Source organism: Lysinibacillus sp. NPDC098008 (assembly GCF_044760715.1).
Taxonomy (GTDB): domain Bacteria; phylum Bacillota; class Bacilli; order Bacillales_A; family Planococcaceae; genus Lysinibacillus.
Genome location: NZ_JBIWBA010000035.1, coordinates 1 through 22,624 on the forward strand (window position 1 = coordinate 1; position 22,624 = coordinate 22,624).

General features: G+C 37.3%; 22 protein-coding genes. 6 read left to right on the forward strand and 16 right to left on the reverse strand.

The features are described from left to right. Positions 1-160 precede the first annotated feature (160 nt). The 14 genes from csrA to ACIQVU_RS18985 form a co-directional block, all read right to left on the reverse strand. The gene (csrA, locus tag ACIQVU_RS18920; RefSeq protein ID WP_340804390.1) at positions 161-376 is read right to left on the reverse strand and encodes a carbon storage regulator CsrA; all 216 of its coding nucleotides are present in this window, start codon (positions 374-376) and stop codon (positions 161-163) included. Next, positions 376-819, reverse strand: coding sequence for a flagellar assembly protein FliW (fliW, locus tag ACIQVU_RS18925; protein ID WP_340804388.1), 444 nt, complete (start codon positions 817-819; stop codon positions 376-378). Before fliW ends, csrA begins: the two co-directional genes overlap by 1 nt. Positions 820-836: 17 nt before the next feature. After that, entirely contained in the window at positions 837-1,400 is a 564-nt protein-coding gene (locus tag ACIQVU_RS18930; RefSeq protein ID WP_340804387.1) for a DUF6470 family protein, read from the reverse strand. Between the two features lie 230 nt (positions 1,401-1,630). Then, on the reverse strand, positions 1,631-2,551 hold the full coding sequence (flgL, locus tag ACIQVU_RS18935; RefSeq protein WP_340804386.1) for a flagellar hook-associated protein FlgL: 921 nt from the start codon (positions 2,549-2,551) through the stop codon (positions 1,631-1,633). Positions 2,552-2,579: 28 nt separating this feature from the next. Continuing rightward, on the reverse strand, positions 2,580-4,127 hold the full coding sequence (gene flgK, locus ACIQVU_RS18940; protein ID WP_402896764.1) for a flagellar hook-associated protein FlgK: 1,548 nt from the start codon (positions 4,125-4,127) through the stop codon (positions 2,580-2,582). Between the two features lie 15 nt (positions 4,128-4,142). Beyond that, a complete protein-coding gene (locus ACIQVU_RS18945; protein ID WP_402896766.1) occupies positions 4,143-4,643 on the reverse strand; it encodes a flagellar protein FlgN in 501 nt (166 codons plus the stop codon). A 15-nt stretch (positions 4,644-4,658) separates the two neighbouring features. Beyond that, positions 4,659-4,919 (reverse strand): flagellar biosynthesis anti-sigma factor FlgM, encoded by a 261-nt coding sequence (gene flgM, locus ACIQVU_RS18950; RefSeq protein WP_402896768.1) that lies wholly within the window; start codon positions 4,917-4,919, stop codon positions 4,659-4,661. A gap of 124 nt (positions 4,920-5,043) precedes the next feature. After that, entirely contained in the window at positions 5,044-5,457 is a 414-nt protein-coding gene (locus ACIQVU_RS18955; RefSeq protein ID WP_340804382.1) for a TIGR03826 family flagellar region protein, read from the reverse strand. 78 nt (positions 5,458-5,535) lie between these two features. Then, complete coding sequence (locus tag ACIQVU_RS18960) at positions 5,536-6,126, reverse strand: ComF family protein (protein WP_340804381.1); 591 nt, start codon at positions 6,124-6,126, stop codon at positions 5,536-5,538. After that, the gene (locus tag ACIQVU_RS18965; protein ID WP_340804380.1) at positions 6,123-7,490 is read right to left on the reverse strand and encodes an ATP-dependent helicase ComFA; all 1,368 of its coding nucleotides are present in this window, start codon (positions 7,488-7,490) and stop codon (positions 6,123-6,125) included. The genes ACIQVU_RS18960 and ACIQVU_RS18965 overlap by 4 nt, the downstream gene beginning before the upstream one ends. A 67-nt stretch (positions 7,491-7,557) precedes the next feature. Next, complete coding sequence (locus ACIQVU_RS18970) at positions 7,558-8,403, reverse strand: DegV family protein (protein ID WP_340804379.1); 846 nt, start codon at positions 8,401-8,403, stop codon at positions 7,558-7,560. Between the two features lie 169 nt (positions 8,404-8,572). Further along, entirely contained in the window at positions 8,573-9,121 is a 549-nt protein-coding gene (locus ACIQVU_RS18975; RefSeq protein ID WP_340804378.1) for a DUF3225 domain-containing protein, read from the reverse strand. A 195-nt stretch (positions 9,122-9,316) separates the two neighbouring features. Beyond that, positions 9,317-9,991: a response regulator gene (locus ACIQVU_RS18980; RefSeq protein WP_402896771.1), complete on the reverse strand. Its 675-nt coding sequence runs from the start codon at positions 9,989-9,991 to the stop codon at positions 9,317-9,319. A 34-nt stretch (positions 9,992-10,025) separates the two neighbouring features. Further along, positions 10,026-11,174 (reverse strand): sensor histidine kinase, encoded by a 1,149-nt coding sequence (locus tag ACIQVU_RS18985; RefSeq protein WP_340804376.1) that lies wholly within the window; start codon positions 11,172-11,174, stop codon positions 10,026-10,028. 153 nt (positions 11,175-11,327) lie between these two features. Here ACIQVU_RS18985 and ACIQVU_RS18990 point away from each other — a divergent pair, with 153 nt between their 5' ends. Both ACIQVU_RS18990 and ACIQVU_RS18995 read left to right on the forward strand, forming a co-directional pair. Beyond that, positions 11,328-11,963: a YigZ family protein gene (locus ACIQVU_RS18990; protein WP_340804375.1), complete on the forward strand. Its 636-nt coding sequence runs from the start codon at positions 11,328-11,330 to the stop codon at positions 11,961-11,963. Between the two features lie 191 nt (positions 11,964-12,154). Then, positions 12,155-13,201, forward strand: coding sequence for an LCP family protein (locus ACIQVU_RS18995; protein WP_340804374.1), 1,047 nt, complete (start codon positions 12,155-12,157; stop codon positions 13,199-13,201). A gap of 123 nt (positions 13,202-13,324) precedes the next feature. Here ACIQVU_RS18995 and ACIQVU_RS19000 read toward each other — a convergent pair whose 3' ends face one another. Then, the gene (locus tag ACIQVU_RS19000) at positions 13,325-14,404 is read right to left on the reverse strand and encodes a glycosyltransferase family 4 protein (RefSeq protein WP_340804373.1); all 1,080 of its coding nucleotides are present in this window, start codon (positions 14,402-14,404) and stop codon (positions 13,325-13,327) included. 225 nt (positions 14,405-14,629) lie between these two features. Here ACIQVU_RS19000 and secA2 point away from each other — a divergent pair, with 225 nt between their 5' ends. Together secA2 and ACIQVU_RS19010 are read left to right on the forward strand one after the other, a co-directional pair. Beyond that, on the forward strand, positions 14,630-16,993 hold the full coding sequence (secA2, locus tag ACIQVU_RS19005) for an accessory Sec system translocase SecA2 (protein ID WP_340804372.1): 2,364 nt from the start codon (positions 14,630-14,632) through the stop codon (positions 16,991-16,993). Beyond that, positions 16,993-17,889 carry an accessory Sec system S-layer assembly protein gene (locus tag ACIQVU_RS19010; protein ID WP_340804371.1) on the forward strand — a complete coding sequence of 299 codons (897 nt, stop codon included), beginning with the start codon at positions 16,993-16,995 and terminating at the stop codon, positions 17,887-17,889. Before secA2 ends, ACIQVU_RS19010 begins: the two co-directional genes overlap by 1 nt. A 521-nt stretch (positions 17,890-18,410) precedes the next feature. On the opposite strand, the gene ACIQVU_RS19015 is transcribed toward ACIQVU_RS19010, so the two are convergent. Further along, the gene (locus ACIQVU_RS19015) at positions 18,411-19,292 is read right to left on the reverse strand and encodes a C40 family peptidase (RefSeq protein WP_340804370.1); all 882 of its coding nucleotides are present in this window, start codon (positions 19,290-19,292) and stop codon (positions 18,411-18,413) included. A 249-nt stretch (positions 19,293-19,541) separates the two neighbouring features. Between ACIQVU_RS19015 and brnQ the strand changes: the two genes are divergently transcribed. Next, positions 19,542-20,867, forward strand: coding sequence for a branched-chain amino acid transport system II carrier protein (gene brnQ / locus ACIQVU_RS19020; protein WP_402896775.1), 1,326 nt, complete (start codon positions 19,542-19,544; stop codon positions 20,865-20,867). A gap of 162 nt (positions 20,868-21,029) precedes the next feature. Next, positions 21,030-22,403 (forward strand): S41 family peptidase, encoded by a 1,374-nt coding sequence (locus ACIQVU_RS19025; protein WP_402896777.1) that lies wholly within the window; start codon positions 21,030-21,032, stop codon positions 22,401-22,403. Positions 22,404-22,624 lie beyond the last annotated feature (221 nt).

Sequence of the window (22,624 nt, forward strand, 5' to 3'; positions counted from 1 at the left end):
GTAGTATATTACCAAATGTTAAAGATAAAATAGGAAGAAAAATGACAAAAGCCCATCGAGAGTGAACCTCTCGATGGCTTTTGTCTACAGTCTGATATAATATTAGCTATTTTACCTAAGCTCCTTTTAAAACAGCTTATTTATGTTATCCTCTTTGCTATTACCTCTTTAATTTGTTTAATAAATCTGTTGGTATCGCAAGTGCTTCTCTATTTTGCTCTTGTATTGCCTTAAATACTTCCGAGCGATGGACTTTTACAGATTTAGGGGCTACAATACCAAGCTTTATTTGGTCACCGTCAACTGATAGTACCTTTAGTTCAATATGATCCCCAATCATAATGGATTCACCTGTTTTTCGTGATAGAACAAGCATTACTCAGCACTTCCTTCCATGGCGCCGATTGGATAACGTAAAGGATAGTGTGAACTATCTTGTAGGACAATTTGTTTACCTAGTTTCTTGGCTGTATTAATAATGATAGGGGCGAGTAAATTCATTGTTGATTCTTGAAATGTTTCTTTTAATGTGACAACTGTGTAGGCAATAACATCTTCTTCCTGTTCTATTTGTAAATCTGCTTTGTCTTCCTCTCCTATTTCAAATGTATAATCCTTTTTAAACGCAAATGGGTATGCAAGTACAAAGCCAAGCTCCTGTTGCTCAATTGATTGTAAAACAACTAATGGTAAATCTGCGTCTAGTGGAAGAAGCACGAATTTTTGTGCATCTGGAAAGCCTGGAAGCCCTGATTCAAATGTTACAATATTCGTATCATTAATTTCGACTGTACCTAAAAACTTTGTTTCAATATTCATTTGATTGCCCTCTCCTTTTAACCGATTACATCAATATCAACACGTGGTCTTTGCATCATTGTACCAGTTACTTTACCAGGTGTGTATTCAAGGACTGGTTTGTTCACTTGCGCGTCAATAATTGGCTCTCTTCTTTCAATATTGACGTCTGTTGTACCAGGTGTATAATCGATTTTTACTGAGCCTATTGATGGCACAAATTTAATATTGAATGGTGTATGATGTGGTCCATGGTTTTGTTTAGCAATATTTTGAATAGTAGCACGGTCCATTCCTTTACCAGCATTATCCGCCATTTGATAGCCTTCTTGTACTCTACGCGCGATCCCTTTAAGAAGCTCTTGCTTACCTTTTTCAGCATAGTTCGCACTTGATTCTAAAGGGCCAATCATCCCTATATCTCTTCTCGCCTGAGAAGAATCAATTTTTAAAATACCTCTTGTTGTATGAATTTCTAAAATGGCTGCCGGTTGTTCAATATGCAATGTCGCCTGCGGTTGCTCGATATGTTGTTGTGGCTTTGTTGTACGCCAATCCATTTGAATATCAGTTGTATGAATTTGGATTTGTGGAAGTTTCATATTTTTTGCACCTTCCTTTTAAGAAAAGCGCCTGAACGAAATGTCCAAACGCTTGATAAGTTTCGATTCAATTTATTCCTACTGTTACATGTTTGCCCCTGCCGCTAACGCTTTCGGGGCAGAACTTGCCACTCCGTGTTTGCCCCTGCCGCTAACGCTTTCGGGGCAGAACTTGCCACTCCGTGTTTGCCCCTGCCGCTAACGCTTTCGGGGCAGAACTCTCGTAGATTTTATCTTATAAAATCTACGAGAGTTTGCTGAATGATTCTTGCTCCTACTGAAAGTGCTGCTTGGTGAATAGAATCTTGTGTTACCATGTCTGTAATTGTTTTTGCATAGTCTGTGCTTTCATTTGCTGACATCTGTTTTGTTACATTGACTTCTTGTATTTCAAGTCTATTTTCCATTAACTCTACACGATTTTGTCGAGCACCTACTTCTGCCCTTAAAGTTAATGTGTCTGCATAGACACTATCTAAACCAGGAATTGTATTAACACCATCTGTAATATCTAAGCCAAGTGCACCGCTTATTTCTTCACCTGTTGCACCACTTTGTAATAATGTATTGACCTGTGACATAAACGCATCAACATTTTCAAATAAGTCAGCACCCGAAGTATTAATATTCATCGAAATACCGTCAAAAACATTGATTTCAATTGATTTATCTCTACCAGTTGACACAGCTGGGTTTTGCGGACCTGTTTTATCAATATAAAGGGGCTCATTTGTATGTGTACCTGAAAAAATATAATTGTCCCCTGCTCTTGTATTGGCAATATCACGTAGTTGCTCACGAAGCTGTTCCATTTCTGCATTAATTTTTTGTCGATCATCAGCAGTATTTGTATCATTAGCAGCCTGTACAATAAGCTCCTTCACACGCTTTAAGGCAGAGCCTACTTGGTCAAGTGCTTCATCTGTTGTATCCAGCCATGTATTTGCTTCACGCAAATTACGTTGATACTGTGCATTTCTATCAAGGTCTACACGGTACCCCATTCCTTTGACCGCCACAACTGGATCATCAGATGGTCTTGTTATTTTCATACCTGATGTTAGCATATCTTGATATTTAGACATTTTGCTATAGCTTGTATTTAAATTGCGTAGCATATTGCTTGATAGCATTGATTGTGTAACGCGCATGATTTATCTCCCTTCCATTAGTTCGCTACTATAGGCCTACTCTTCCCATACCGTTAATAATTTTATCTAATGTTTCATCTACAACTGTAATCATACGTGCATTTGCATTATATGCCTGCTGGAATGTAATCATATTTGTCATTTCTTCATCTAGGGAAACAGAGCTCATGGAATCACGGTTATTCGAAATTTGCAAATGCAATGTTTTAGAGTTAAATGCATTACGATCAGCCTCTTGCCCTTTTACTGCTAAGTCCCCTGTTAGTGATTTATAGTAGTTTTGGAATGTACCTTGTTTTAAGTTTGCGTGCGCTTGCTTCTGTAGTTCTGCTAGCTCCCGCATATTTTCATTGTTTCCTTGCTCACCTGTGATATCAGATGCTGCTACTCGCTTAGGGTCAGTAATGACTACGCTAAAATCACGAGCAGTTGTGCCAGCAAAAAAGTCCTCCCCTAAAACACCATCTAAGTCATAACCTGCACTATGAATAGCATTAAACTGTGTGATAAATTCATTCGCTAATAAATCTAAGTTAGCAAGCATTTCTGGATAAGTCCCTTGACCACCACTATGCCCATAAGCATCGATTAATGCACGTAATGTACCTTTGCTAGGCTCCATTTGACTATAGTCAATGGTATTTGCTCCTGTTGTTGGATCGCCAGGTGGCTCACCAAGATTAGTAACTCTAATTTGGCTAAACTCAGCATACTCCCCTGTTGCAGCAACATCAACCTCACCATCAACACGTACATCATTTGTATCCATCGTTGCAAGCGCAGCGTATTCTCTACCTTCTACTAATGGAATTCGTGTAGTTCCATCTGCAGAAATATATGTAATTGTCATGGAGCCTTCTGCTACATCTTTGGCAAGTCCTCCTGATTTTTGGAAGGAAATTGATACAGGGATATAATGATTTAACTCATCTACTAATAAATCGCGTGCATCATACAAATCATTTGGTACATAACCGTTAGGCTCTACCTCTTGAATTTGCTTATTAATAGCTGCAATTTGTTTAAGAATTGAATTTACTTTATCTGTTGATACTTTAATTTCATTACCAATATTTCCTTGGATTTGTTTTAGCTGTCTATCCATATAATTAAAGGATTCTGCTAATCCCTTACCTTTAGAAATTAATACTTGACGTGCAGCTGTATCTTTTGGATCATCAATAATGTCTTCCATTGCCTTCCAAAAATCTGTGAATGCTTGGTTAATACCAAATTCTGAAGGCTCTGACATAATATCTTCCATTTGTGAAATCGATTTAAACGTTGACTCCCAATAACCAAACTTATTCGTTTCTTGGCGGTATTGGCGGTCGATAAATTCATCGCGAATACGTTGGATTGAGCCTGCTTCTACACCTGTTCCAAGGTGGCCTGGATAAGTGGGCTGATTTAGACCTGGTGTTGGGAAACCTGGTGTTGCTTGCATATTGACACGTTGGCGAGAATAGCCTAATGTGTTGGCATTGGAAATATTGTGACCTGTTGTGTATAAAGCCGTTTGCTGTACAAAAAGGCCACGTTTACTTGCTTCTAAGCCCATAAATGTTGAGCGCATCTTTTTTCCTCCCTTTTATGCTTGTGAATCAAAGTATGATTTTTTGACTACAGTGTTTGTTCCACGTACCTCATTGCTAGAGTAGTTTATTTGCTCTGTACGAGGTCTTAATGAATCAAGTGTTAGGTTCACAATTTGTAGTGATTGAAATACAAGCTTTTGATTTAAGTCATTTTGTTGTCGTAAGTTATTAATAATAAGCAATAAACGGTCGCGAACTGCTGATAATGCTTCTTTATCAGCCTGTTGTTCAGCAGCCTCGATGACATCTGCAACAGTTCTATTGTCAGTTGAAGCAAGTCCCTTTGCTTCAAAGTAGTCCGTTACTTGTTTCTGACGCTGTTGCTCGAGCTTATCGATTGCCGCTACATGTGCCTGCTCGTCCTTGAGCAATTGGTCCAGTGCTTCGATATCGCCAGCTTTAATAATTTCGGTTTTTTTATAGGCTAGTTCAAGTAAGCTTTTGTGCATTCTTTCTAGCATTGTTAATGTAGAACGTATCGCTTCTACAGACATAATGTGACACCCTCCCTAGAAACGATAATATTTCAGCATATCCTCTGCCACCTGGCGAGCGTTTACTTTGTATTCACCTGAAGCAATATCCTCTTTTAATTGTTGAACACGATCTGCGCGCTCAGTGCCGTACGTTGACACACCTTGCATTTCCTGTGCTGCTTTGGAAATTTCAATTTTATCTGCAAAAGATGCTTTAGCTGTATCTGATTTGACATTACGTACTTGTTTTTTATAGGCATTCATCGCATTGATGCCATAAGATGTAATTTTCATATTGAACCCTCCCATCTAAAAATCTTATCTTACTATTATTTCGGATTGTCTTACATAATGTTAAGTTTTCATATATAAAAAAGTGTGCTAATTTTGTTTAAAATTAACACACACTGTGATTTGACTAACGTTTACGCTCCGAATGGTATGTTGCACGATCACGCTCTTCTACACTTTCACGGAATTCCTTTGCCGCTTCAAATGTACGTAAGTCTGCCTTTAATTCATCCTGACATTTTGTGCAAAGCTTTCCTTTCGTTGTGAGATGGCCACAGTTATCGCATGGATAGCCCAAATTAGGGAACATGGCTGGTTGCAGTCGACCTTTGCGCACCCATTTATATAATAGCTCCTCTTCTGCTCCTGTTGCTTCCACAATACGCTCCACTGTTGCCGCTCGGTTCTCACGTTTACGCAAGAAACGATAAACGATCTGATACAGCTCCTCCTCTGATTGTGCACACTTATGACATACTTCCCTTATTCCTGTATAGTTAAAAAATTCATTACATTTTGGACAATTGCGAACCTCTGCCATCCTGTTTCCTCCTCTTACCAGTCATCGTAATCTATCAATATATACCCATAATCTATTATACATAATACATTAATGTTTTCAGCCATCAATTAATGTGAAGTATTGGACATTTTTAGCACCTGCCGCCATTAACACCTCTGTAGCATGCTTTAAGGTTGTACCTGTAGTTTTTATATCGTCAAAAAGTAAATAGTTTTGATGCTCTACTTGTACTCCTGTCTTTAAGCGAAATAGTGGAGCGACATTTAAACGTTCTTCTCTATTTTTAGAGCTTTGTGTGGCTGTTGTCGTTTTCTCTAGTAATTGACTATACGATATATGTGCCGCCTTTAAAAGCTCTTCTGTATGCGAAAAGGTGCGTTCCTGCTGTTTTTCGGGATGCATTGGGATGGGTAAAATAAGAGCCTTTTCTTTTTTAAGTCGCATGTACAGCTCTTGACGAAATACTTTAACAAGTGCGATATCTTGTAAAAATTTCAATTGATGCAAATACTCTTTCATTGCTTCATTATATTCATAAAGTGCTGTTGCTGATTGTGAGGGCACAAAGCGATGCTGACATTTTTCGCAAATAGTTGGCGCAAATTGCTTTGTTAAAAGCCTTGTCCAAGAGATTGTAGTTTTTAAAGGCTGCGAGCATAGTAAACACCGAGATTCTATTTTATTCATAGCGGAAATCCTTTCTTATTGTAATAAAGAATTTTTGCACGTGCCTCATCCATGCTTGTTGTTACACCATGATGAAAAAAGCGTACATCACCATTAGGAAAATCCTGATGTCGTCCTACGCGTCCTGCAATTTGAATAAGAGCATTTGCTGTAAAAATCGAGGACTCTGCGCCAACAACTGCCACCTGCACATTGCGAATAGTAATGCCTCTTTCTAAAATGGTTGTTGTTAATAGTCCTGGAATCTCTTGCTGTCGTAGCTTCAGTACCTTTTCTTTCCGCTCTGGGTCTTCTGCATGGACAGCTACTATTTTAGGATCAATGGATTGAAAAAGTGATATTGCCTTGTCCATTAGTGCGATTGTTGGAAAAAACAATAAAAATGGTTGCTGTTGGGCAAGGCATTGCTCCGTCCAATTTTTTAACCTTGTAGGAATTTTTCCGCGATAAAAGCTTTTTTCATAGTTCCATAAAGCTGAAAATTGAGGAACTGGTAATGGGTGGTTATGGTAGCGCTTTGGAATAAATGAATAGCTTTCTTGTTGAAAGGCTTGTTGTAGCCTCGTGGAAGGGGTTGCTGTGACAAAAATAATCGGTGCATCAGCTTTTTTAGCCTTTTCTACTGCTCTTTGTAATGTTTCATCAAATGTATAAGGAAAAGCATCTGCCTCATCTACAATCATCACATCAAATGCTCTGTCAAATCGGTAAAGCTGATGTGTTGTTGCAATTACAAGCTGGGCATAGCCATCCTGCTTTGGTGCTCCACCATACAAGGCATGAATCACCGTTTGTGGAAATACATGTTGAAAGCGAGGATATAGCTCTAATACAACATCTGTACGCGGTGTAGCAATACAAACACGCAATGCTCGCTTTAGCGCATCATGGACGGCTGGAAAAAGCAGCTCCGTTTTCCCTGCCCCACAAACCGCGCTGGTTAGATGCGAACGTCCTGCCCTTACGCTTGCTAAAATTTCATTGGCAGCCTGCTGTTGAAGCTCGGTAAATTGCCCTGTCCACTGTAATAAATGCTGACGCTTTTTAAGCGCTTTAGGTCCAATCCATAGCAACAATTGTGTACAGCTGCTCACCCTTCCCATCCGAATACAATGGCGACAATAGATACATGACCTCCGACAGCCTGCACAATCAAATACCGTAAATAACTCAGGGTCTGTATTATGGCAACGATTGCACTTGATAAATGGCTTTTTTTGGATTCCTTCTATTATATAGAAATATTGATTGCTAATAGCCCTCTCCATATCGATTGCAGAAAAAGGTGAATGATTTCTTAACCAAATGCGTCCTTCATGGAAATCTCGTAATGCTGGTGGCAATATCCAGCCTTTATATTTCATGCTCTCTTCTCCTTTCCTAACCTATATAAAAAAGCCTCTACATTTGCTGTAGAGACTCTCACACTTATTATTTATTTTTTGTCCAGCCTAAGCCCATGGCACCTTCACCTAAATGAGTACCGATAACAGGGCCAAAATAGCTCAATGTAAAGTTTACATTTGGATAGGCTGCTGCTAATTGTGCTCGCCATGCCTGTGCTTCTTCTTCACAATTAGCATGAATAACAACAGCATCCATCGCCTCATATTTTTTCGCATCCTCTGCTAACAGTTCCTCAACACGCTTTAATGCCTTTTTACGTGTACGGATTTTTTCAAAGGGTACAATAACCTTATCAACAAAATGTAGAACTGGCTTTACTTGCAGCAAGCCACCAATCAGGGCTGCTGCAGAGGATAAACGCCCACCACGCTGCAAATGTGCTAAGTCGTCTACAATAAAGTAAGCACGAGTATATTGCTGCATATCCGCCAATGCTGCAAGTATATCTTTTGCCGTAAAGCCCTGGTGCACCATTTCAGCCGCCTTTAATGCATAAAAACCTTGAACAGCACAGGATATTTCGCTATCGAAGGCATGTACCTCAATACCTTCCACCATTGCGCCTGCTTGTATAGCTCCTTGGTATGTTCCACTAATGCCACTTGATAAATGAATAGCAATCACTTCATCATAATCCTTTGCTAGCTCTTCAAAGAGGGCGACAAATTCTCCGATTGGCGGCTGTGTTGTTTTAGGGAATTCCTTTACATTCCGCACTTTATCATAAAATTCAGATGCTGTAATATCTACCTCTTCGGCAAATAATTGACCTGAGATATTGACACTTAAAGGTATCATATAAATATTTAAGCGTGCTCGTTCTTCAGGTGTAATATATGCCGTACTATCTGTTACGATTGCCGTCCTCATCCATGTCCACTCTCCTATTCTTCATAGTTTACAATCAATTTTATCGCGGTGCAATAATTGCTTATTTTCTACAAAAAGAAATGAATGTGGCTTAGGTTTATTTCCATTGCACATTCATGTTCTATGTATAAGGGCTAATCTTCACTCAGATGAATGAAGATAGCTATGATTAGTTGCCTGTACTAGACTGTGAGTCGTCACCAATATAGAAGACGCTCGTTACCTTCCAGTCACCGTCTTCCTTTACAAAAACAGTCACCTGACGCCCTGCGCTTTCATGCTCAACCTTTGTTTCAAGCTGAAGAGAGTGCATTTTTAGATTCGCAAACACTTGCGCTTCTTTCTCTGGCTCGTATTTTGCAATTGTGACATTTTCTACTTCACGCTTAATATCAAATTGTTCAAACACTTCTGCTGCATACGCTTTTTCCTCATCATATTTAAAGCCTTTTGGATTATTTGATATTGTTTTCATATAACGATCAATTTCTTCAGCATTTAGTGCTGCAATATACTCATCAAAAGAAGCCAAAATTGCTTTTTCCTCTTCTTTTGGTACATTATTAGCTTTTTCAACATTACCACCCATCATTTCAAAGCCTACTGTACCATCCTCTATAACCTTTTCTCGTTCTTCATCACTCATCTTCTCATCTTTATTACCACAGGCAGTTAATACCATTAAGATCAAAACTGCTAGAAAACTTTTCTTTAACATCAAAAAACCTCCCGCGCATATTGTAGCATATAAATGCTGTTGTAGGAATTTTGTTGTGTATTTTCAACATTTACCTGCTACATCTTCCTTATGACGCCTTAAGCTATAAAATGTTGCACGCTTGCTTGATAAATAAAAAAACTGTTTTAAAAACTACTTTCATATCAAGTAGCTTTTAAAAACAGTTTTACGTTATTAGCGTACTTCAACCCAACCGTTTTTAATGGCTGTAACAACAGCTTGTGTACGGTCATTGACATTCATTTTTTGCAGAATGCTTGATACATGGTTTTTAACTGTTTTTTCAGAGATAAACAGTGTTTCACCAATTGTACGGTTTGATTGACCATCTGTTAATAGTTGTAATACCTCACATTCACGTTTTGTTAGTAAGTGGAATGGACGTCGAATTTCAGTTTGGTGGAAGTTCCCTTTATTTTCATGCTCTGAAAGGCGACGGAATTCTGCTACTAAATTTTTCGTTACTTTTGGATGTAAATAAGAGCCTCCATTGGCAACTACTTTAATGGCTTCTACAATTTCATCTGCATCCATTTCTTTTAGCATATAGCCAAGAGCACCTGATTTTAGTGCATGTGTTACATATGTTTCATCGTCATGAATGGATAGCATAATTACCTTTGCATCTGGAAATTCATGAATTAACTCTGATGTTGCCTCTACGCCATTTTTACCTGGCATATTAATATCCATTAATACAACATCTGGTTCATTTTCAGCATATAAAGTAACTACGTCTGTACCATCGTCACCTTCCGCTACTACATCAAACGTGTCTTCAAAGTCTAAAATACGTTTTACTCCTTCACGGAATAACTGGTGATCGTCTACAATAATAATCTTTGTCATATGTCTTTACCCCCTAAATTTCTGCAACAATTACTTACTCTATTTCTAAAGGAATTTTAAATAAAACCGTTGTACCACGATTTATTTCACTAGTAATAGAGATTGTACCACCTAGAATTTCAATACGTTCCTTCATACCTAAAATTCCAAATGAATGGTCCTTTACTGTATCTGGGTCGAAACCTACACCATCGTCTTTGACAACGATATTCACAGCATTCTTTAACCATTCAAGCTTTACCCAAATATCTTTACATTTACCATGTTTCATGGCATTTGTCACACATTCTTGCACCAATCGGAAAATTGAAACCTCATAATTTGAAGGTATACGCTTTTCTGTGCTTCTTGATTGGAAGTGTATTTCGATACCTGGATTGTATTCAGTTACTGTTGATAAATACTTCTTTAATGTCGGAACAATGCCTAAATCGTCCAGTGCCATTGGTCTTAAATCATAGATAATACGTCGCACTTCAGATAACGCATTACGCACTGTCTTCTTTAAATCAGCAATTTCAGCTAATGCCTTGTCAATGCCTTTTTCGCGATACGTTCTATCTATTAAATCGGTGCGCATTAGCACATTGGCAAGCATTTGAGCAGGTCCATCATGAATTTCTCGTGATAAGCGTTTACGCTCCTCCTCTTGTGCTGCAATAATACGTATTCCAAAATCTTGCTTCATTTTTGCTTGTTCAAGCGCTAAACTAACATTTTTTAAATCTGAAGTTAAGTAACTCAAAACGACATTTACCTGATTAACAATATGGTCAGCACGTTCGATTGTATCGAGCAGCCCTCTCAATCTTCTCTCTAAATCATCTCTTTTATCACGTAGCTGTTTTTCTTGTGTTCTAATAACGGAGAGCTTTACTTGAAAATCATGTGCAGTTTCATAGGCTTCTCTAACTTGTTCTTCGGTATAATTATCAAAAGCTTTACTCACTAGCACAAGTCTTTGCTTAGCAAGCTGTGTACTTTTTTCTAAAGCATCACCTTCATCAATTACGATGGATATTTGTTTTCGAACAATTTCTAGCTCATTTTGCATATCCTCGAAGTTTCTTCGACTTTGTTCGCTTATAATAAAGATATCATCTTTTGAGCTCATAATTGTATCTAACATTCGATTAAAAATGTCATCAAGCGACTTTAAATCGAAAGTATCATTTGAAAACATAGTATACTCCCCAGTCTAATGTCTTATGATTACTTACTATTTGAATAGACCAAATTAGTCTAAACCTATTATAGCACCACCATGCTAAAAATTAATGCTTTTTCTTTACGAAAATTATAGAATAGAACTCGAATTAAAAGGAGATTGATACAAATGAGAGAAAACTATTTAACAGTAAAAGGATACGGCGAAAGCGAAATTGTTATTTCTAAATCCCGTTTTCTCACTTATATAGAACGTGCAGAAACAGAAGAGGATGCAATCGCCTTTATCGACAGCATCAAAAAAATGCATCATAGCGCAACACATAATTGCTCAGCTTATATTATTGGTGAACACGATCATATTCAAAAGGCAAATGATGATGGGGAACCTAGTGGTACCGCAGGCGTCCCTATGTTAGAGGTTTTAAAAAAGCAAGGGCTAAAAGATACCGTTGTCGTTGTAACACGTTATTTCGGCGGTATTAAGCTAGGCGGCGGTGGTCTAATTCGTGCATATGGCAAAGCAACAACAGAAGGTTTGATGGCTGCACAAATAGTCGAACGAAGACTTCATCATTTTATGAAAGTTGCTATTGATTACACATGGCTAGGAAAAGTTGAAAATGAAATACGAGGTTCGTCTTATACATTGGAAGAAATACGCTATTTGGAAGGTGTCGAAATAATTGTTTCTGTGCCAAAGGAAGGAGAAGAACAGTTCCGAAGTTGGATCACAGACATTACCAATGGACAAGCAACCATCACTTTTGAAGATGCTCAATTTATAGAATTTATTGTAAAATAAATAGTTTTAATTGTCGAATTGAAATATGCATAGTATAATTTTTATGTTAGGCTATTTTATTGACCATAATATGTACCTAGTTCTATTTATTATATCTTAGCGTAACTACACATTAAATTGTACTCGCACAAAAGATATATTTAGCTTCATTGCATTATTATTCCCATTAGTTAGAGGAGAATATATCTAATATGAAAAAAAGATCGGTTAACAAAAAAAGGTCTTCTAAAGCTTCCTTCATTATAAAAATTACACTTCTACTAATTGCTAGTTTGACAATTTGTGTAGTTGCTTATGGAGTTTACCTTACAAAGCAAGTAGAACATGCTGCAAACTCTGCACATGAAGTATTAGAAGGTCGAGAGGTTCCTACTCATCGTGAAGCAAAAGTAGAGCCTATTCACGATAATGTATCTATTTTATTTGTTGGGGTTGATGATAGTGATAAACGTGAGCAAGGCTCTGAAAACTCTCGCTCCGATGCACTTATTTTAGCTACATTAAATAATAAGACAAATACGGTGAAAATGTTAAGCATCCCTCGTGATTCTTACGTTTATATTCCAAAGGTTGGCTACAAAGACAAAATTACACATGCACATGCTTTAGGTGGGACACTTACTACGATTGAAACAGTAGAAGAGCTATTTGATATCCCAATTGACTATTATGTGCGTATGAACTTCAATGCCTTTATCGATGTTGTCGATGCCTTAGGTGGTATTGAAGCAGAAGTACCATATGAATTACATGAATTAGATGAGTTCGATAAATTTACCATCAACTTAGAACCAGGATTACAGCACTTAAATGGTAGTGAGGCACTTGCTCTTGCGCGAACACGTAAACAGGATAGCGATATTGAGCGTGGCAAACGTCAGCAGGAAATTTTATCAGCCATTATTAAAAAAGTTGCTTCTGTTGGCTCTATTACAAAATACGATGATGTCATTAAAGCGCTTGGCGATAACATGAAAACAGATATGACATTCTCAGAAATGAAATCGTTCTTATCGTATTTAACACAAGGTGCTCCACGTATCGATTCATTAACATTAGAGGGCATCGATGATACATCTACTGGTATTTATTATTACCAGCTAAACCAAAATTCTGTAGAAGAAATAAAAGAAACTTTCCAAAATCATCTTGGACTTAATGAAAGCTCATCAAGCCTAACAAACGGCACTACAGGAACAAACAGTGCTGCCAGCGATGAAACCTCAGAAATCGAATAACAAATATTGCCAGACCATAGACAAAGCAAGCATTGTCTATGGTCTTTTTTATTGAAATTGCTGAATTGACGGATAGCCATAGAAAAAAGCAATCACACACATTTGTATGATTGCTTTTAAGGTTTATTTATTAAATATCCGCACAAAATTTAAAAGCGGTTTATAGTTTTTGCCTGCGAGTCCAATGATCTCGACAAAGATTTCAATGGCTGTTAATATGACAGCTACCAGTAAAATAGCGCCCCATACTTTTGCCATTGAGAAAATGATGGCTGCTAAACCGAACATCATCGCAATACCATAAATAAGTAGTACCGTTTGGCGATGTGTGAAGCCCATATCCAGTAAACGGTGATGTAAATGTGACTTATCTGGATCAGACCATTTTTTCTTCATACGTACACGACGCACAATCGCAAAGAATGTATCAGAAATCGGTACACCAAGAATAATAATTGGAATGATTAATGAAACAAATGTAACGTTTTTAAAACCAAGTAACGCTAATACTGAAATCATAAAGCCAAGGAATAACGCCCCTGTATCACCCATAAAAATTTTCGCTGGGTGGAAATTATAAAATAGGAAGCCAAGCGATGCTACAGCTAAAATGGCTGCTATTGCTAAAACAAACATATTGCTCATAATAAATGCCATCACTGCTAATGTGATGAGTGCAATCGTTGACACACCTGCAGCTAAACCGTCTAAGCCATCAATTAAATTAATGGCATTGGTAATACCTATAATCCAAATAATTGTTAATGGAATACTTAGTAAACCAAAATCCAATGTACCTAAAAACGGTAAGTTTACCATGTCAATTTGAATGCCACCGACAAAAACAATAATTAATGCTGCCACAAACTGACCAAGCATTTTTGCCTTTGCGGAAATCTCACGCATATCATCCACAACACCAGTCACAACGATAATGCAGGCTCCCATAACAATTGCCAGTAAATACATATCATTATCATTTTTAGCATTTCTTAAAACATCCATTAAAAACGGATATGAAATCGCTACACCAATTATAAACGCAAGGAAAATTGCCAAGCCACCAAGTCTCGGCATAATTCGAGCATGTACTTTTCGATAGTTTGGCGCATCAACTGCACCTATTCTAAACGCTAATCTTTTCACTAATGGAGTTAACAAAATGGATGCAACAAATGCTGCTATTAAAGACACGTAGAGCATGTCTCTCCTCCTCAAAAAAGTAATCTACATTGAAATCCACATTGATTATAGCATGAACAAGCATTGAAATATACTTTTTCTAAAAATTTCCCACGATTTCACAAATATTTTGTACATTTTCGTACGCATAGATTCCCATATAGTCAGTTGTAGTCACGATTCGTAAAATTTGATAGAATAATGGAGTGTCTAGCACTTAGACAACTTTAAAGGAGCGTATATTCCATGTTCTCAATTTTCAAAAGTAATAAAGAGCAGACAAGTGCTCGTCAATTAAAACGCTACTATAAAATAGTAGAACAAATTAACAACCTTGAAGAAAAATATGTCAACAAGTCAGATGCTGAATTGCGAGAAATGACTTTTATTTTCAAAGATCAGTTAGAACAGGGTGAGCCTATTACATCTATTATTCCAGACGCATTTGCTGTTGTACGCGAAGCCTCAAAGCGTGTATTAGGTATGCGTCATTTTGATGTACAGCTAATTGGTGGCCTTGTTTTAACAGAAGGTAATATTGCTGAAATGCCTACAGGTGAAGGTAAAACGCTTGTTGCCTCCCTTCCCTCCTATGTGCGTGCATTAGAAGGTAAAGGTGTCCATGTTATTACAGTGAATGATTACCTAGCAAAACGTGACTTTGAATTAGTTGGACAAATTCATCGTTTCCTTGGCCTAACTGTTGGTTTAAATATACCAATGATGGGCGCAGATGATAAAAAAGAAGCCTATGATGCTGATATTACATACGGTGTAGGCACTGAATTTGGCTTCGATTATTTACGTGATAATATGGCATACAGCTTAGCAGATAAAGTACAACGTCCTTATCACTTTGCCATTATCGATGAAGTAGACAGTGTATTGATTGATGAAGCGAAAACACCGTTAATTATCGCAGGTAAAATGCCTTCTAACGGTGAATTACATCGCATTGCAGCTATGTTAGCCAAGCGTTTCAAGAAGGATGTAGATTATGATTTCGATGATGAAACAAAGGCTACATCCCTTACAGATAAAGGAATTGAAAAGGTTGAGGCTGCCTTCAATGTTGATAATTTGTATGACTTAGAACATCAAACACTGTTCCACTATGTGATTCAAGCTGTTCGTGCGCATGTGATGTTTAAGCGTGATGTTGACTACATTGTCAAGGATGACAAAATCGAGCTTGTCGATATGTTTACGGGTCGTATTTTAGAAGGTCGCTCACTATCTGATGGCTTACATCAAGCAATCGAAGCAAAAGAAGGCGTGACAATTACAGACGAAAATAAATCACAAGCACAAATTACCATTCAAAACTATTTCCGTATGTATCCGCACCTTTCTGGGATGACAGGTACAGCGAAAACACAGGAAAAAGAAATTCGAGAAGTATATGGCATGGAGGTTGTACAAATTCCAACAAACCGTCCACGCCGTCGTATCGACCAACCTGATCTTATTTTTAGCACTCAAGAGGCAAAATATAAGTATGTTGCTGCCGAAGCGAAAAAGCGACATGAAAAAGGACAGCCTATTTTAATTGGTACAACATCTATTCTTCAATCTGAAACAGTTGCTGACTATTTGAAAAAGGAAAACCTTCAATTCCAATTATTAAATGCCAAAACAGTCGAACAAGAAGTTGAGTTGATTTCACAAGCAGGTCAAAAAGGTCGTATTACAGTTGCAACAAATATGGCTGGTCGTGGTACAGATATTATGCTTGGCGAAGGTGTTCCTGAGCTTGGTGGCTTATATGTAATTGGTACAGAAAAGCATGAAAGTCGCCGTGTAGACAATCAGCTACGTGGTCGTTCTGGCCGTCAAGGAGATGTAGGTGAGAGCCGCTTTATTCTCTCTATTGAAGATGATATGTTCCGTCGTTATGCAAAAGAAGAGGTTGAAAAATTCTTAGCAAAAATGGTTGTGGACGAGCAAGGCATTATTCAAAATAAAGAGGTACAAGAGCTTATTAACCGCACACAGCGCATTGTTGAAGGTTCACAATACGGCATGCGTGAATACAACTTAAAATTGGACGATGTTATTAACGATCAGCGTACAGTTCTTTATGGATTACGTGATCAGATTTTAGCTGGTGAAAACATATTAGAGCAATTAAAGCAAATGCTATATGAAACTGTAGACTTCGCAGTACGTGATGCTGCTCCTGATGATATACCTTCATTTGAATGGGATTATGATGGAATGGAAAGCAGTTTAAATAGCCTTTTCCTAAAGCCTGTGACAATTGATCGAGAGGTTGGAAAAGTCATTCCTATTCTAGACTCTCTACAAGCACCTGTAGATGAATTAACTGCAAAAATGGATAAATTTGCTCAAAACGAACGTGTGATGGAAATAATCCCTAAAGTTATGTTAAGCAATATAGATGTTGGATGGGTAAAACACTTAGAGGCAATGGCTCACTTAAAAGAAGGCATTGGGCTTCGTCATTACCAACAAGAGGACCCTATGCGTATTTACCAACGAGAGGGCTTAGAATTATTCGGAAAAAATTTCCAAGAACTACGTCGTTCGATTATTATAGAAGTTATAGATTTCATGAAAACAGTTGAAGCACAATTGGAGGGTCAATAATGGGTTTATTTTCATTTTTTAAGAAATCAGATAAAGTGGTACAAGAAAATACTATCGATTCAAGGGATTTACTAGGCAATAACGGAAACGAACAAGCAAACGATGAAGAGGTGGAAACAAAGCTTTCTTTCCACCCTGACTGGGATGTACCACAAGAGCAAAAGTATATTTTTAACTTCCTTGCGAATGAGCTAGAGCCATTAAAGCCAAATCAACTATCGTTATCTTCTATTAGTATTGAAGAAGATCGCAAAGGTAAATGGCTAGTCCGTGCATTTTTCCGCTCATCGCTTTCAGAAGCAATTGAATTAGGTGAAATTGAGCTTTTCATTATGGATAAAGACGATAAACTCGTAGCTTCTAAAAAGTTTGATTTTAAAGCGCTTGGTACAATTCCTGCTAAAAGTGCTCGTCCATGGGTATTTGAATTTGAAAAATCAACGATTCAAGTGGATGAAGTTCCTGAAGATGGTTGGAAGTTAGCCTTTAATCTTGTATCTTTACGTGAGCATCAATTAGAGTTAGACCCTACTTGGGAAGAACAATTACCAGCAGAGCAAAAAGAAGAGCTTGCTAAAATTGTTAAAACTTTGCCGAAGTTAGGTGATACAGAGGTAAACTTTACAGGTTTACAAGCAAAATTTATGAATAATGGTAGCTTAAATGTTTCTATTTTTATTCGTAATGGGCATAATAAAGCGATTAACCTAGAACAGCTTCCTCTTGAAATTATTGATGCACGAGGAAAACAAATCGCTAAAGGTTCTTTTAAAATGGACCCTGTTCTTACTGTTCAGCCAAACTCAACGAAGCCATGGACATTTATTTTCCCAGCGGCGTTAGTAAATCCAAAAGGTGCTGACCTTTCTCGTTGGACAGCACGTGTAACGCAATAATATCAATATAAAAGGCGATTTTTGCATTGGCAGACATCGCTTCAGACTGTAGACAAACTCAATGAATTTTGGGTTTGCCTACAGTCATTTTTCTTTTACAATGGAATCAAGGAAAGCCGCTGATTTCCACTACGGGCGGACGCTTTCCGCGGGAGTCGCCGCCCTTTGTTCCAATCAACTTCTACATAAAGAACATCTTATGCATATGTTGATAAAAAGTAAACTTTCGAGGTGATACGAAAAATCAAATCCATGAACGTGAACAAGTGGAAATGTTAACGATTAATCAATTAGTACCTTAAGTTAAAATTAGAGGCTACTATTGATTTTTATCAAAACCTCTATTCATCACAAAAGAAATGATGCATCAAAAATTCCTCCATGCAGACCATAAGCATGTATACATTAAAAATAAATACTATAGAAGAAAAATGACAAAAGGAATCGAGCGTGAACTTCTCGATTCCTTTTGTCTACAATCTGAAGCGATTTCTGCATTGGTAGAAATCGCGTTATTTTGTTTATTTTACGCTGTCAAAGCGTTTGTAGCCTACTAATTTGGAAGCCCAGTATGTGTATGTCACATCTGAGATTTCAACGCCATTTGAGCCTGCATGGATAAATTTATTATCACCAAGATAAATGCCCATATGAGAAATTCCTTCTTTATAGGTGTTCTCAAAAAACACTAAATCTCCAGGCACTGGATTTGTTACATGTACTGTATTGCCATAAAAATAGCCTTCGCTGCTTGTTCTACCAATTTTTAAGCCACCTTGATTATAAGCATAGAAAATAAAGCCACTACAATCAAGACCTACCGGTGTATTGCCTCCATATAGATATGGTGTGCCTAGTAATGTATTGGCTACCTCTATTGTTTTTTTGTAAGTAGCTTGTCCATTTGATGAAAGACCTTGTGTAACTACTTTTGGCGGTGTGGGTGCGTCCTTATGTATAGTACCTTTATCAGGTATCACTGCTGTTGAAGAAAGCTTTAACACTTGCCCAATGTAGATTGTATCATTCTCCAATTTATTCCAGTCTTTAATCTGTTTAATTGTTGCGTTATATTGTTTAGCAATTTTTGATAATGTATCGCCTTTTGCAACTGTATGCGCGTTCACTGTCGGTTTAGTGGTTACAGGTGGATTAGAAGGTTTTACGCCTGTATTTGTTGCTGGCTTTTGAACCTCTAACTTTTGGGCTACATAAATCGTGTCTTTTGATAGATTATTCCACTTCATAATATCGCTAATTGTTACTTGGTGTTTTTGAGCGATTCTTGTTAAAGTGTCCCCTTTTTGTACAGTATATGTTGCTGCCTCTGCTGTTTGTACTGCTAAAAATGAAGTTGCAATTGCACTTAAAGCTAAAATTCTCCATTTTTTTGTTTTTTGCATACCCAAAATGCCTCCGTTCATGCTAAAATATTTCCTTGTGTGTCTATCATACTAGATATTTCTTTTATAGAAATCGGAAATACTGACTATTTTTCAAACATTTTAGCAATCCTATAAAAAACGATAAAATCCGACTATATTACAATAGTGTTTTGATTGCAAGTTGGCCATGCCTATGATAACATACACTTCTGTATTTAAAATTTTTTGAAAGTTTTAGCTTTTCAATTTTAAAGGAGTTATAACATTATGAAAAATATCTTGCATTTCATCAAAGGTAATTTAGCTGTAGGCTTACTGCTATTTGCCTTGTTTTTGGGTGCGGGTAACATTATCTTTCCGCCATTATTAGGTCAACAAGCTGGTGACAATATTACGCTAGCTATGATTGGCTTTCTAATAACAGGTGTTGGGTTACCATTACTGGCAATCGTAGCTGTAGCAAAGGCTGGGGGCGATTTACAGCTGCTTGCAAATCGAGTAAGCCCTACTTTTGGCATATTATTCACATCCATCGTCTATTTGGCAATTGGACCCTTTTTCGCGATACCACGAACAGGATCAGTGTCCTATGAAATAGGTATTGCTCCATTGCTTCCTGAAGCTATGACTGACCATTGGATGCCGCTTTTTATTACATCTATTTTGTTTTTTGTCTTAATACTTTACCTATCCATCAATCCTTCTAAGCTAGTAGATCGAGTAGGTAAAATTTTAACACCAGTGCTGCTTCTGATTATTTTATTACTTGCAGGAAAGAGCTTTATTTCTCCAATGGGTGAACCCGGAGAAGCTGTAGGTAAGTATATAACAGCTCCGTTTGCTGAAGGCTTTGTTCAAGGTTATTTAACAATGGATGTACTAGCTGCACTTGTTTTCGGTATCGTTATTTTGCAAGCATTACGTGATATGGGTGTGACAGATAAGAAAAAACAAGTGAATACTACTATATTTGCAGGTATTGTCGCTGCCTTTGGTCTAGCATTTGTCTATATCTCACTTAGTCAAATTGGGAATACAAGTATTCAAGCAATTGGAACTTCTGATAACGGCGGAAATATTATTGCAAAATCTGCTGAAGTGCTGTTTGGTAACCTTGGAAGTCTTATTTTGTCTGCTACTATTTTACTAGCTTGTATATCAACTGCTGTTGGTTTATTGACAGCAAACGCACAATTTTTTCATAAGCTGTTTCCAAAGATTTCATATAAAACTTTTTTAATTGCTTTCGCCATTTTTAGTACAGCGATTACGAATGTAGGGCTTTCGACGATTATTAGTGCCTCTTCACCTGTTTTATTAATTATTTATCCATTAGCAATAGTGCTAATGATACTCTCATTAGCAGATCAGTTCTTTAAAGGTGGACAAATCGTTTATATTTTGGCACTTATTCCAACATTCCTTGTTAGTTTATATGATGGTTTAAAGGAAATGAATATTAAAATCACAGCATATGAAAGCCTGTTAAAAGTATTGCCATTGTATGAGCAAAGTCTTGGATGGCTGTTACCAGCTATTGTTGGCGCATGTATTGGCTTTATTATTTATAAGCTTCAAGCTCGTTTTATCTAAAGAATCTGCCCCTAGCAGATTCTTTATTTATTTTCCACTATTTCCACTGCTTCATGTATAATAAAAATAGATACTCGATTTGTAAAATTGAACCATCCATTTATAACCGTTCCTCTTCGATGATGAATTTTTCGTGTTGAGTTTCTAGAAAAGAGGTGTCCTATGAAAAAAATAATATGGTCATTCGTATTTATGGTAAGCTTCTTCCTTCTATCTTTCTCTACAACTGATGCCGCTAGCAATGAACAACAGCTTGTCGAAGAAATAAAAGAAGTTATTAACAATACTTATGTCGGAACCATTGACGGAAATTTAGAAAGTGCCACATCCATCCCAGAAATTATCAATATGCTTGATCCTTACTCAACCTATTTTACAAAACAAGAGTTTGAAGCATATATGAATAGTATCAATCTAGCAACAATTGGGATTGGTGTTGTGATAGAAGAGCACAAGGATGGTATTTTGATTAAAGATGTTATTGAAGGCAGTGGGGCCTTTGAGGCAGATGTGCAGGCTGGTGATATTATTATCGCTGTTGATGGGCAAGCTATTGCAGGATATTCTTCAGAAGAAGCCACTTCTCTATTACTCGGAGATGAAAATACCCAAGTAAAAGTTACACTTAAACATCAGGATGAGCAAACATCTACGAAAACTATTACACGTAAAAAATTCACATTACCAAATGTACAAACGGAGTTACTTTTTGGAAATGTTGGCTATATAGCACTATCTTCCTTTTCAGAGGATGGCGCACAGCTTATTAAAAAAGCTCTATTAGATTTAAAACAACGTGGTGCTACATCATTTATTCTTGATTTACAAAATAATGGTGGTGGCTATGTTACAACCGCTGAAGAACTTACAGGGCTATTCCCATCAGCGAAAATTGCTTATTTATTAGAAGAGGCACATGGTACATATACAATACCTGCTGTTCATCAGGAAACAAAATTCCCAGCCAATACACGTATTTTAGTGAATCGCTATAGTGCAAGTGCTTCTGAAATGCTTGCCGCTTCACTACAAGATCAAAAGGCAGCAATTTTATATGGTGAAACAACGTATGGAAAAGGCGCAATGCAAGGCTTTTATACATTACAGGATGGCAGTTATTTAAAGCTAACAGTTGGCAAGTTTACAGGGCCTAATGAAAAAGCTATCCATGAAGTTGGTGTAAAGCCTAATATTCAAACAGCGGCTGCTCCGATTTTCCAAGCACATTTTGATGCACTCAAGGAGCAATACCCAAAATATAAAAAGCTCTCAAATGTTAAAAGTAGCACCAACATAAAAAAGCTAACAATAAAAATCCCTTCATCCTTAACAACACAAATAGCAAAGGGACATATTCAATTAGTAGCTTTAGGAGCTAACGAAGTGCCAGCAAGCACTAGAGTCGTAGGAAATTCTCTTATCGTAACACCAACGAATCCGTTATCACCAGACCAAGAATATATGCTATTAATCCATCCAAAAGCACATAGCAAGGTGCAAAAAGGCTATTACCAGCATATCAAAATAAAAAAATAGCAAAATCCTCTCGCCATATCGTTTGACGAGAGGATTTTTTATAGTGCTGATAATATATAGATAGATTGCTTAGTCCGATTGCGCGGGTATTTGCCCTTATCACGAAGATTCGTCCTGAATTCGCTTCCGATGTTAAAACTTTATAAATTCTTAAAAAATGAATTGTAATTATAAGGTTAAATTCCCTGTTCAACGAGTCCCGCCTTGCCGAAGCTACTACG